At 44.8% G+C, this 12,708-nt stretch carries 9 protein-coding genes; 5 read left to right on the top strand and 4 right to left on the bottom strand.

Features of this window, described 5'->3' with window-relative positions; genetic code table 11:
• Nucleotides 1-92 precede the first annotated feature (92 nt).
• Genes AAFP14_RS16145 through AAFP14_RS16135 form a run of 3 tightly spaced genes read left to right on the top strand, consistent with a single transcriptional unit; the run spans nt 93 to nt 3,522 of the window.
• Nucleotides 93-1,235 (top strand): DNA cytosine methyltransferase, encoded by a 1,143-nt coding sequence (locus tag AAFP14_RS16145; RefSeq protein ID WP_341733266.1) that lies wholly within the window; start codon nt 93-95, stop codon nt 1,233-1,235.
• A 17-nt stretch (nt 1,236-1,252) separates the two neighbouring features.
• Entirely contained in the window at nt 1,253-2,941 is a 1,689-nt protein-coding gene (locus AAFP14_RS16140) for an AAA family ATPase (protein WP_341733265.1), read from the top strand.
• A gap of 2 nt (nt 2,942-2,943) precedes the next feature.
• A complete protein-coding gene (locus AAFP14_RS16135) occupies nt 2,944-3,522 on the top strand; it encodes a hypothetical protein (protein ID WP_341733264.1) in 579 nt (192 codons plus the stop codon).
• Between the two features lie 8 nt (nt 3,523-3,530).
• Here AAFP14_RS16135 and AAFP14_RS16130 read toward each other — a convergent pair whose 3' ends face one another.
• The 3 genes from AAFP14_RS16130 to AAFP14_RS16120 form a co-directional block, all read right to left on the bottom strand.
• The gene (locus AAFP14_RS16130) at nt 3,531-3,965 is read right to left on the bottom strand and encodes a response regulator (protein WP_341733263.1); all 435 of its coding nucleotides are present in this window, start codon (nt 3,963-3,965) and stop codon (nt 3,531-3,533) included.
• A gap of 276 nt (nt 3,966-4,241) precedes the next feature.
• Nucleotides 4,242-4,856 carry a DUF3318 domain-containing protein gene (locus AAFP14_RS16125; RefSeq protein WP_341733262.1) on the bottom strand — a complete coding sequence of 205 codons (615 nt, stop codon included), beginning with the start codon at nt 4,854-4,856 and terminating at the stop codon, nt 4,242-4,244.
• A gap of 393 nt (nt 4,857-5,249) precedes the next feature.
• The gene (locus AAFP14_RS16120) at nt 5,250-6,812 is read right to left on the bottom strand and encodes a NupC/NupG family nucleoside CNT transporter (protein ID WP_341733261.1); all 1,563 of its coding nucleotides are present in this window, start codon (nt 6,810-6,812) and stop codon (nt 5,250-5,252) included.
• A 170-nt stretch (nt 6,813-6,982) separates the two neighbouring features.
• On the opposite strand from AAFP14_RS16120, the gene AAFP14_RS16115 reads away from it, so the two are divergent.
• A complete protein-coding gene (locus tag AAFP14_RS16115; RefSeq protein ID WP_341733260.1) occupies nt 6,983-7,258 on the top strand; it encodes a hypothetical protein in 276 nt (91 codons plus the stop codon).
• 137 nt (nt 7,259-7,395) lie between these two features.
• Here the strand turns inward: AAFP14_RS16115 and AAFP14_RS16110 are convergent, their stop codons facing one another.
• Entirely contained in the window at nt 7,396-7,599 is a 204-nt protein-coding gene (locus AAFP14_RS16110; RefSeq protein ID WP_341733259.1) for a hypothetical protein, read from the bottom strand.
• A gap of 369 nt (nt 7,600-7,968) precedes the next feature.
• Between AAFP14_RS16110 and AAFP14_RS16105 the strand changes: the two genes are divergently transcribed.
• Nucleotides 7,969-12,618, top strand: a complete 4,650-nt coding sequence (locus AAFP14_RS16105; RefSeq protein ID WP_341733258.1) for a CHAT domain-containing protein — start codon at nt 7,969-7,971, stop codon at nt 12,616-12,618.
• Nucleotides 12,619-12,708 lie beyond the last annotated feature (90 nt).

Raw genomic sequence — 12,708 nt, 5'->3', positions numbered from 1 at the left:
AAGGACTGCTATAGTCGAATACGACTATATTTTGGTATAATTACTATCTGGTGGTCGGCATTCAGCTAGCCATCGTCCTATTACGAACTAATATGTTAATCGAAAGTCTCAAGCCCATCGCCTGGAAAACAAAGCCCCAACTGATTTCATTGTTTTCAGGTTGTGGCGGCATGGACTTGCCATTCCATAAAGCCGGATTTGAGGTAGTTTGGGCGATCGACTCCAACAAATACGCCTGCAAAACATTCAGCAGAAATATCGCCGATGTCATCGTCAATGACAGCATAGAAAATATAGACATTACCCAAGTTCCAGATGCAGAAATATGTATAGGAGGATTTCCTTGTCAAGACTTTTCCATGATTTGGAAACGTCCAGGACTGGAAGGAACCAGAGGCAATTTATACACATACTTTCTCGATTTTGTCAATAAAAAAAAGCCAAAAGCTTTTGTAGCAGAAAATGTCAAAGGCTTATTAAGTGCCAATAATTATCAAGCAATCAAACAAATAATTTCCGACTTTGAAAGTATCGCTCCCGGCTACTTAGTCAAACCCAAACTCTACAACTTTGCGGATTACGGAGTCCCCCAATTTCGCCAAAGAGTATTATTAGTTGGCATTCGGATGGATACAGGATTTAACTTTCTACATCCTCACCCAAAATACGGTGAAAATCGCAATTATCCTTATCGAACTGCCGGCCAAGCACTCAAAAATGTCGAAAAAGTCAAATATAATCAAGAACATCAGAAAATTCAGCCACGAACCATTGAAATTTTGAGTCGCATCAAACCGGGAGGGAATTTTACTGATATTCCCAAAGATAGTCCCTACTATGTAAAAGGCATGATCAGTCACGTTTATCGGCGAATTCATCCAGATAAACCCTGTGCTACAATTATTGCTGGTGGTGGTGGTGGTACTTGGGGATATCATTATCCCGAACCCCGTTCATTGACAAATAGGGAAAGAGCAAGGTTACAAAGTTTTCCCGATAATTTTGTGTTTGAAGGTTCTATTACAGAAGTAAGAAGACAAATTGGCAATGCTGTTCCGCCCGATGGCATAGTTGAAGTTGTTGAATCACTGATTCCCTTATTTCAAGAGGATTATCAGAAAATAGATTTATACAATTTAAATAAAAAATTGCAATTAATGTCAATTCAAGAACGATTAGAACACGCAGAATCAGAGGCTTCTGAACAGCAATTACAATTGACGGTTAATGTTTAGTCAAGTGAGGTAATTGAATGTCTATACCTAGAATAACTCCAGAAACGCCCTATGTGGACATATCATTATCAAGAGTTGATAAAGAGCAGCAATCAAATCTCAATACTTTTTTTGGCAAAGGGCGCGAGAATAAATCTACGGGTAAAATTATCCCAAGAGATTGGTACGAAGTTGAACTTATTGTGGATACAAAAACAATAAGCGATCCGATCTATCCAAAAGGTGATTTTATCGCTCACACAGATGATGGTTTAACATTTGACTGTCAAACTCAAGGAGCAAATTATAAAAACTTTAGATCCAAGAAGGACTTAAAAATTCTCGGTCGCTGGATAAAAGGTAAGTTAGAACAAAGTGGTGCTCTGAAACAATTTGAACCCGTTACTAGCGAGACATTGCAGAAGTACGGTAGAGACTATATCCGTCTGTATAAATTATCGGATTATGACTACTACTTAGAATTTGATGTGTCTATGCAGCACAAAATGCTGAAAGAACTTCACATCAAATGGGTTGGCTCAGCCCCACAATTCGATGTGGAGTTTGGTGAACGAATTAATTTATTTACCGGAGATAACGGTTTGGGAAAAACCTTTTTGTTGGATGTTGCGTGGTGGGTACTAACCGGAAATTGGTCTGAACATCCTGCTTTTCCCCAACAAGTAGAAGGAGAGACACCAGAAATTATATCTCTTTTGAGCAATCAAAAAGACTCTGAGGAGTACAGAAGTCTATTTAGTTATTCCGATCAGAAATGGCTCAATCTGCGAAGGTCTCCCAGTTTGAAAAGCTTGATTATTTATATCCGTGTTGATGGGTTTTCAGTTTTCGATTCTACTCGCCAGCCCTCAAGTTCTTATCATTTTACTAGCGATAGCCTCTGGAATGGATTAAGAGTAGGTGATAAAGTCCTATGTAATGGTTTAATTCACGATTGGGTAAATTGGCAACGTCAACCCGATAGATCCCAATTTGAACTTTTATCCCACGTAATTCAGCAACTTGCTCCCCATGCAGATGAATGGATGGAACCGGGAGAGCCAATGCGAGTTTCTGTTGAGGATGTTCGTAATATTCCTACACTTAATTTACCTTACGGTAATGTCCCTGTCATCTACGCATCAGCAGGAATAAAACGTATTTTAGGATTAGCTTACTTGCTGGTGTGGGCTTGGTACGAACACACGCTAGCATCTAAGCTGCGACAGCAAGAACCTGTGGATCAGATGATTTTACTGATGGATGAGGTAGAAGCTCACTTACATCCTCAATGGCAACGATCTATTCTGCCCGCCATTCTAGAAGTGGCTATAAATATCAAAAAAAAGATCAAGATTCAAGTAATAGCGACTACTCATTCTCCGCTTGTACTTGCCTCAATCGAGCCTCAATTTGATGAGGAACAAGATAAGTTATTTTTGTTTGAGTTACAGGGTAAAGATGTAACTCTTAATCAAGTTCCTTGGACAAAACATGGGGATGCTGTTGGGTGGCTAACTTCCGATATTTTTGGGTTGAAACAGGCTCGTTCCCGCGAAGCAGAAATAGCGATTGAGGCTGCGTATACTTTCATGCGAGGAGAAAGGCTGGACACTTTTCCTGAATACCTGAGAACTAAAGAGCAAATTCATCAGGAACTCCTGCGAGTTTTACCAGAACACGATCGCTTCTGGCCGCGATGGATTATCAGCACCGAGGTAGAGTAAAGATGATGCGATTTACTCCGCCACCGGAACCACCGGATTTTGAGCAAAACGTGCGAAAAGCAGGCAATAATTGGTTAGTTAACAATCCTGGGAAAGAACCAAAGGATTTTTGGTCTACCTTAAAACCCGCATTAGCTAAAGGGTTCCAAAATCTTTGTGGCTATTCAGTTATGTATATACCGAGTCGGATGGGAACTGTCGATCATTATTTGAGTAAAAGTAAAGCAGAAAACCGCCATTTGATTTATGAATGGCAAAACTATCGCTATGCTTTGCAACGGGTAAATAGCTGCAAAGGAACTTACGATCGACAAATTCTCGATCCTTTTGAAGTTGAAGATAATTGGTTTGAAATTATTCTCCCTTCTTGTCAGTTAGTTTTGACTGATTTGGTGCCTGCCCACAAGCGCCAACTAGCTGAATTTACACTCAAAAAGTTACAACTTCAGAATAGTGAATGGGTAATAGAACAACGTCAGGAGTGGTATCGGATGTATCTAGATGGAGAACTGAATCTAGAAGGGTTAGAAAAGAAAGCACCTTTAATCGCTCGTGCGGTTAAAAATAGCTTAATTAGTTAAGTAGAGTTTTACCATTCAAGAGCCAGGTCAATTTCTTGAACTAATTCTAACGGAAAAAATGGCTTATAAATAGTCTTTATTACACCAAGCTTAGGAAACAAATAGCTTTCTGGTAAGTTGGTTTTTGCGGTTAAGAGCACCACAGGAATGAATACGGTTATTGGATTGGATCGCAGGTATTCTAAAAAAGTCAAACCATCCATTTGAGGCATCATCATATCTAAAACGATCGCATCGGGAAGTTCCGTAGTCGCTAGATATAAAGCATCCTCTCCTGATGGTGCAGTTAAAACTTCCCAACCTCCGAATTTTTGTAAGCAAAAAGCCACAACTTCTCGCATAGAATCGTCATCATCTACAACTAAAATGCGTTTGGGAGTGGGATTAACCGTTTCCGAGTGATTGTTCTCGATCGCCTGATTTGAACAGAGCATATTGATCATAGGTTTCCTCAATTTGAGTGTCAGATGGTCAACTCGATCGCCGACAGTTTCAGATTAGACGAAGAACATGGAGAAAATATGAATTAATGCCCTGAATATGTCAAGAGATATGAAGTAATATAGCGTTCGCAAATGAATCATAAATTTTCGACCCCACCCCAGCCCTCCCCTTGCTAAGGGGAGGGAGCAAGAAAGTTACAAATGATTTGCGATCGCTATATGAGTTTGGTGAACCTTGACTGAGGTCGATCGCGCTTTGAGTTCAAATTTTCATTCCTAAAACCTTTTTCCTTCAGCTATACTATCGGGAACACCTACCGCAGAAATCCCGGCGATCGCCCTTAAATTCTGACACCGAATCAAAGCATTAAAATCCAAGCCAGAACCTTCTATTTGAGCTACAGCCTCGATCGCCGATAGTAAATGTCTGGCCGCCTCTTCCTCGCTGTAACCGCGCCGGAGAGCTACTTTAATCGCGGTTTCGTCAGCATCTAACTCTACTTGGGAACTGCGGTTGTCCCGCCAAATTCGAGTTACAGCAAGTCCCGTCAAACCGCCGGCGATCGCAGTGCCGATCGCATCTCCCTGCAATAATTCTACGACTGTTCCGACAACTCCCGCCAGAGCTGCCCCTTGATAAATATCGACTTTAAACCACTGAATATTTCCCAGAAAACTGACATTTCGTAATATTAGTAAATCTCGCTGTGGCTTAGACAGCAACTTCCAGAGGTCAAAATTAATATAAATTGGTCGATCGCGATTCCAAGGTAAAGGAAACTGACAGTCTATTACCTTTGATTGCTGTGGCTTATTAATAATTTTACACATCATGCGGCCGGAGGCGGGCATCACATCTAACAGGCGGCGAATTTCTGGTTCGGGATTCATAGCTGAAGGAAGAAGGAAGAGGGAAGAAGGAAGAAGGGGGAAGGAAGAGGGAAGAGGGAAGAGGGAATCAGGAATCAGGAATCAGGAATCAGGAATCAGGAATCAGGAATCAGGAATCAGGAAGAGGGAAGAAGGGGGAGGGAAGAAGAACCCCCCCTGCCCCAGGGCTGTTTCATTCTCTTGTAGGGGCGGTGCCTGTGAGTGCCCGCCCCAACCTCACCAAACACATACAAAATCGTGGATGAACAGGGTAGGCACGGGGGCGCTACCCCTACAAAACCCTTTTTTTGGTGAGAATGAAACAGCCCTGCCCCTGCCCCCCCTAGGGGGGAAATTCAGGAATCAGGAAGAAAGAGATGGGGGAGATGGGCTTGATTCCTTGTAGTTACTATATTAAGGGTTTTTCTTGGAGTCGGGAGAGGGAGATTTTTGAGGTTTGGGAGTTGCTTTTTCACTCTTGGGCGAAGGCTTTGGGTTGGCAATTTTTGGGGCAACTGAGGGCTTGGAAGTTGCCGCTGGTTTTTCAGAAGCAGGGGCTGTCAATGGCGCAGCAGTGGGTGTTTTAGTACCTAAAATGCTGGCATCTCCTGTATCAAATAAGCCAGCGATGCAAGCAATCATCATGGTGGCTAAAGTTCCGACAAATAATGCTTTCCAACCAAGTTCGGAAATGTCTTTGCGCCGGGAGGGAATTAGGGCGATTGTGCCACCGACAAATATGCCGACAGAGGCGAGGTGGGCGAAACCGGAAAGGGCGTAACTGACAATCAATACTGTGCGATCGCTCACCAGTCCTTTCCCAGCCACTTCTGCTAAAGTTTGATAAGGTGGAATGGCTGTTTCCAAAAGTCGGCGACCGATAATTATAGATGCTTGCCAAGAATCCTCAAGGGGAACTCCGGTTAACAGCGTCAGGGGATAAAATAAGAATCCCATGATGTTGGCCAAGGTGACTATTTTAAAAAAGCCACCAATCGGGTTTGGCAAGATAGCCAGCCAGCCAAATAATTGATTGATTAAGGAAACTAAACCTAAGATTAATATTAAAACAGCGGCGATCGCCACTGCCATCTTTACCCCATCCAAGGCACCGATGATGGCCGCATCCAAAGGGCTAACTCGTTCGATTGGTTCTCCGCCAACGGTTTCTTGTTGGGGAATTGCGCCGTCTAAGTCATCAATTTCTTCTCCCACAAATTCTCGACCTTGAGGTTTTGACTTTTCCTTGGGAATACCACCCATTGTCAGGGGCACTTCGGTTTCCGGGACTAATATTTTGGAGATCACAAAACAAGCGGGGATCGCAATAATTGAAGCTGAAACTAAATGTCCTAAAATATTGGGAAAAACTGGCTTTAGGAAACTGACGTAAATTGCTAATGTTGACGAAGCAGCAGTCCCAAAACAGCAAGAAAGGATGGCACAAAGTTCCGAACGAGTCATTTTCGGCAAGTAAGGTTTGACCACAATTGCTGCTTCAATGCCTACGAAAATATTGGCAGCACCGCTGAGTGCTTCTGCGCCACTCAAACGCATGGTCATATAAAAAATTTTGGCAAAAATTTCGGTAATAATTTGAATAACACCGATGTTATAAAGCAAAGCCATCAGACCTGAAAAAAACACCACTGTTGGCAAAGCTCGAAAGGCAAAAATATATCCTAAATTAACGGGAGGTTCCTGGCCTGGTATGGGTACAATGTTTTTGCCGAATACAAATCTCGCCCCGGCATCAGCAGCGGTAAATACGCCATCAAGTAAGCTAGTAAACCACTCTAGGGCGATACGAGTTGGGGGAAATAGGAACACTAAAAACCCCAAGAGCAATTGTAGCCCAATACCCCAGATGATGACCCGCCACGGTATATACTGAGGTTTGCGGTTTTCGGAAAAAATCCAGGCGATCGCGCATAAGCCAAAAATGCCCAGAAATGAGATAAAGTTGTAAATAGACATGACCCTAGTCCTTGAAATATCTGAGAATATCGGCTGATGCCTTATATCAAATCAGTTATACTCTTCATTTGAGGGCAAATGTCAAAAAAATTAACTGTACGAGTTCTGCGGAGCTTTCGCAACCCTTGATTTGCCTTAAATTACCAGCAGTTTAATCTAAACTCGAACACATGGAAGCTTTTGCTCCAATTCCTCCCGAATGGACTGCGGCAGCAGTTCACGCTCATCAATTCTGCTGTCCTAAATGCGGTGCTAGCTGCACGGAGGCGCAGGAGGTATGGATTAATCGTCGATCGCCAGTATACACCGAATTCAACCGTCGCAAGTGGCAGGAATTTTATCGCTGTCAGTGCGATGGTGTTTGGTGGGCTTGGAGTAACGACCGGCCTCCTTCGGAGCTTGTGCGTCGCGATGAGAGCACCACTGACGACTCAGATGATTTCTGAAAGTTTAAGTAATAGTAGTTTTCTCTAGGTGGAAATCAAGTGCACAGGAGCAGGGACTTAGGTTTGGTCTAAGTCCCTACCGGAAATCTGTAGTTTACTCAACAGACAAAGGGTATCTGGATGAATATATATATTAATTAATACAGTACATCAAGCACTCCCTGGACTACGCCGGCCATCACTCTTTCGATGAGGATTAATTGATGTTCGTCGATGGATTCATCTAAAAGCATGGACTTAATCCGCTGTCTGTCAGCACGAGTCAGTTCCCCGTCCGCAAATATTTGATCGACTATTTCTTCTGTTAAAAATGGGGAATCTTGAGTTTGTGTGGTTGACATGGTTGGTATCTCAAGTAATAAATAGTCTGTTTTTAAATTCATCACAAAATCCAGATTATTAGGTGGTTTTGGGGAATCGCTCAAATTTTTTATAATTCTATGACTTAGGGGGCATTTTGTCAAGACACTAACTTTATAGAATGGGGAATAGGGAATGGGGAAATTGGAATTTGAGTTTTATGCGGAGGGTGCATTTCAATTTCGCATAGGCGAAGCATGACCGCAGACAATTTATTAGCAATCGCCAGAGATTTACTGCGGTCATGCTAGAGCATCGTAGGAATATATTTGCCCAAATGAGATGCACCCTAGGCCGACCGGACTGTTCAATCTAAAATCTAAAATTCCCAATTTAAAATTTCAAATCGCATGACTTATATTCGCTCTGCTATAATTCTGAGTTTAGCGATTTCAGTGCTACCCCTAGCAGTGAAATCGCAACCTGTGGTGCCAGCACCTGACGGTACTAATACGGTGGTGAATGCCGAGCAAAATCGGTGGAATATTAGCGGTGGCAAACTTTCGGGCAACGGCACAAATCTGTTTCACAGTTTCAGTCAATTTAATTTAAGCGAAGGTCAAATTGCCAATTTTCTCACCAATCCCAAGATTCAAAATATTTTAGGTAGAATCACTGGTGGCGATGTTTCTTTGATTAATGGCCTCATCTCCGTCAGCGGTGGCAACTCAAATTTATTCCTGATGAATCCCGCAGGTATTATCTTCGGTCAAAATGCTAGATTAAACGTGCCGGGGTCTTTTTTGGCAACCACGGCTACAGGGATTGGTTTTGGTGAGAGTTGGTTTAATAGCACGGGTATCAATGATTACAAATCCTTGGTGGGAAATCCCACTCAATTTAATTTTAATAATTCACAAATTGGTGCCATTGTCAATGCGGGAAACCTGGTAGTTGGCAACGGACAAAGTTTAACTTTGCTCGGCGGCACGGTGATTAATACAGGACAATTATCGGCTCCTGGTGGTCAAATTACGGTGGCGGCTGTGCCGGGAAGCAATGCTGTTCGGATTAGTCAAGCAGGCAATTTATTAAGTTTAGAAATTACTCCGGCTTTGCAGTCAGAAAATAACCCGATCGCCCCGGTGGCTTTGCCACAGTTGCTGACAGGGCCAGGTGTCATGTCAGCCACAGGTTTAACGACTAATGCAAAAGGTGAATTGGTGCTCACAGGCGGCACAACAGTGGGGGTAAATGGCGCAAGTACGATCGTCTCCGGTTCAGTCAATGTGTTTGCGCCTGCAGGCACCAGAGGCGGCAGTGTCAATATTTTAGGCGAAAAAGTAGGCTTATTCGGTGCGACTATCAATGCTTCCGGCATTGAGGGTGGAGGTGTGGTGCGTGTGGGAGGCGGTTTCCAGGGACAAGCACCCATACCCAATGCCTTGGTAACTTACGTTAGTCCCGACTCTAGCCTCGCACTAAACGCGATCGACCGTGGCAATGGTGGCCTAGCGGTAATTTGGGCCGACAATATCACTCGCTTCTTTGGCAATATTACTGCCCGTGGCGGTAGTGTCGGCGGCAACGGTGGAGAAGTGGAAGTTTCCGGCAAAAGTTCTTTGATTTTCCAAGGAGAGGTCGATACCCGCGCGCCTAACGGTGCGATCGGCACTTGGAGGCTCGATCCGGCAAATATTACCATCGTCAACGGTAAGGGCGAAACCAGCGCGCCATCCCTGGGCGGGGAACTCGACACCGCCACAGAATCGAGTTCAACCACCATCTCCGAAGTGCAGTTAGAACAGATGAGTGCCGGCAGCAATGTGGTTCTAGAGGCAACCAACAATATCATCCTCCAAGACTTGGCGGACAACAGACTGGGACTCCAAGCAAGAACGGGAGACAGCGTGACATTTAATGCAGGTGGAGTGTTTTTTGTCAATGACCCCAAGGATTCGATCGAGACTCAAGGCGCTAACATCAATATTTTTGCTAACAGCATCTCTCTGGGTGGACTCAATGCTAAGGGTGGCAATATCGCTCTCACCGCTAGCGGCATTGATTTGAGAGGCGATCGCGGTTCCGTTAGCAGTGCGGGGGGAACAATTCGCTTGCAACCCGATGACGATCGAGCCATTCGGATCGGCGGTACCGGTGATATTTTCGGCATTTTGGACTTGACGGCAGCAGATCTAGGTGCTTTGGGGACGGATTTTCGCTCGATCGCCATCGGGCGAGAAAATACCCGTTCGATCGCCATCGTCGGGCCCACCACCATCCCCAGCCCCCTCACCCTTCAAGGAATATCCATCGATATCCAAAACCCCTTGACAGCCATCGGTGGCGCTTCTGTGACTTTCGAGGCTGCTGAAACGGCGATCGGCGGTAACATCGCTACATCCGGCGGTGACATCACTTTCAACAGTCCCGTCACCCTCAGTCGCAACGCCACCATTGCCACCACTGCTGGTAATATCACTTTTGCCCAGAGTCTCGACAGTGCCATGGATACAGCCCCTAATTTGGCCTTGCTAGCTGGTGGCAATGTTACTTTTGGCAGCGCGATCGGGCAAACTCAAAGCTTGGGCCTTCTCTGGGCTGATGCTGCTGCGGTGACGGGGAATGGGACAATTACCACGGGCAATTTCCAGGTGAACGCGCGCAATTCTGCTACCCTGCGGGGGAGTACGACAGCTACTTCTGGAGCTGATATCAAGGCGGAAAATGTCCTCCTAGAGGGTAATTTGAGGACGGATGGTGGTGCGGTGAACTTGCAAGCAACTGGTGAGGTTCGGACTGCTAATATTCTGTCTAACGGCGGGAATATTCGGGTTAAGGGAAATAGTTTGACTGTGGGTGCGATCGATTCGGGGGTGTCTGGGGGCACTGGTGGGGCGATCGTCCTTAAAAGCAATGCGGGTGCTTTAACGGCGGGTGCTTTGAATGCTTCAGGGGCGATCGGCGGCAATATTTCTCTCACCTCGACAGCGGGTATTTCTGCCTTTGATGTCAGCGCCGCCGGCAGTGTGGGAAGTGGCGGCAATGTGTCTCTCAATGCGATCGGTAATATTCAATTGGGTTTCATCAACGCTCAAAGCGGTAGCGCAGGGAGTGGTAGCAATGTTGATATCACTACCAAGGGTTTGTTTCGATCGAACAATGTGTTTAATGATATTTCAGGCAATAATTCCAGTATTTCTACTGCCGGAGGTGGGAATCGCGGGGCGATCGTGATTCGACATTCCGGTGGTAGCGATCGACCTTTTGTGATTGGTAGCGATGGGGAAAATGGTACGCGGGGAAGCATTAATGCTGGGGCGGAAAATGCAATTTTGCCTACTCTTTCTTTTTTGGAAACTTACAATCAGGGAAGTTTTTTAAATCAGATTTCCCTCATCACCAACGGTGCGTCACTAACTCCTATACCCATTCCCGAACCAATCCCCGTTCGAGTTGAAGAAATTCCCGAAGTAATTAACCAACCTGTGACTGTCGTAAATCCAGCCCCTATAAATCCGATTGCTAAGCCATCTATTCCTCCATCTTTACAAGTAGAATTGCGGCCACCCACTGGTAAAAATTCTCCCGTGAGTTCCACCTATTCTACTTCTTATAACCGCTCAAATTCTGCCGGGGCTGGAGTTTTAGCCTTTGAGCGAACATTTACGCGGGAATATGAAAAATATTTGGATTTATCTCCTAGAAAGCCGATTACTAATATGTCGGTGATTTACGAAATTCTTCGTAAAAATGAGGCGATTACAGGGGTAAAATCGGGAATTATTTATATAAATTGGGTCAGTGATGATGACGCAAAAGCTACCAAAGAAAATCGTGGTGTTTTAGTAGCTAGTCAGGATTTATCTAATTTATTACCTGTAACTCAAAAGCGGACACCAAAAACAGGTGAAACCGATGGTGACTCCGATCGCTTTTTAGGAGAACCGTTGGGGGAGAGGTTGAACCCAAAAACCAAAGCAGTTGCCGATCTTCCTAAAGGAGAGATTTTGGAGTTAGTGTTAGTAACAGCCAATGCTCAACCCCAGCGGTTTTTAATTCCGAAGGCGACTAGGTGGCAGGTATTGCAATTGGCGGACTCATTTCAAACGGAAATTACTAATCCAAGACGCAGAAATAGTATTAGTTATTTGGATACTGCTCAAAAACTTTATAACTGGTTAATCGCGCCCTTAGCTTCAGAAATCACAGGTTTAAAGATTGATAATTTGATGATAATTCCCGCTGCTGGGTTGCGAAGTCTTCCCTTTGCAGCCTTGCATGATGGTAAACAATTCTTAGTTGAACAATACAGCCTGAGCGTGATACCGAGTTTGAGTTTGACTGATATTGGTTATGATAATATTGCCGATGATGAAGTTTTGGCAATGGGGGCTTCAGTGTTTGAAGATAAAGCCCCATTACCTGCGGTGCCTGTGGAGTTGGAGTCCATCGTGCCACCCGATCGAGGACGATCTTTTTTGAATCAAGATTTTACTCTACGTAATTTGCAATCTCAGCGACAAAATCGACCTTTTGGGATAATTCACTTAGCAACTCACAGCGAATTTTTGCCGGGGGAACCAAAAAATTCTTACATTCAGTTATGGGATACTAAGTTGCGCATCAATCAAATGCGACAGTTGCGGTGGAATGAACCGGCGGTAAATTTGTTAGTTTTGAGCGCCTGTAGTACGGCTTTGGGCGATGAAGAGGCGGAGTTGGGGTTTGCGGGTTTGGCGGTGGCTAGTGGTGCTAGATCGGCGGTGGCGAGTTTGTGGGAAGTCAGCGATGATGGGACTTTGGGGCTGATGACGGAGTTTTATCGACAGTTGCGGCTACCCAGAAGTGGGGGTAATTTGATTACGAAAGCCGATGCTTTGCGACGGGCGCAATTGGAGCTGTTGCGGGGGCGGGTACAGATTCAAGATGGGATGTTGCGGGCGATCGCCCATAATGAAGCGATCGCTTTGCCGCCCGACATTGCTATGCGGGGCGATCGACTGCTTTCTCATCCTTATTTTTGGGCTGCTTTTACCCTGATTGGCAACCCTTGGTAATGGAGGGGATTTGATAGGATTAACATCTGCTATATCAATCCTTCCAGGAGTCGTAAATATTTTTACCCCACCCCAACCCGGACCTTATAT

Source organism: Microcoleus sp. EPA2 (assembly GCA_020882975.1).
Classification (GTDB): domain Bacteria; phylum Cyanobacteriota; class Cyanobacteriia; order Cyanobacteriales; family Microcoleaceae; genus Microcoleus.
The sequence above is the reverse complement of the archived record's forward strand: the minus strand, read 5'-3'. Positions and strand labels throughout refer to the sequence as shown.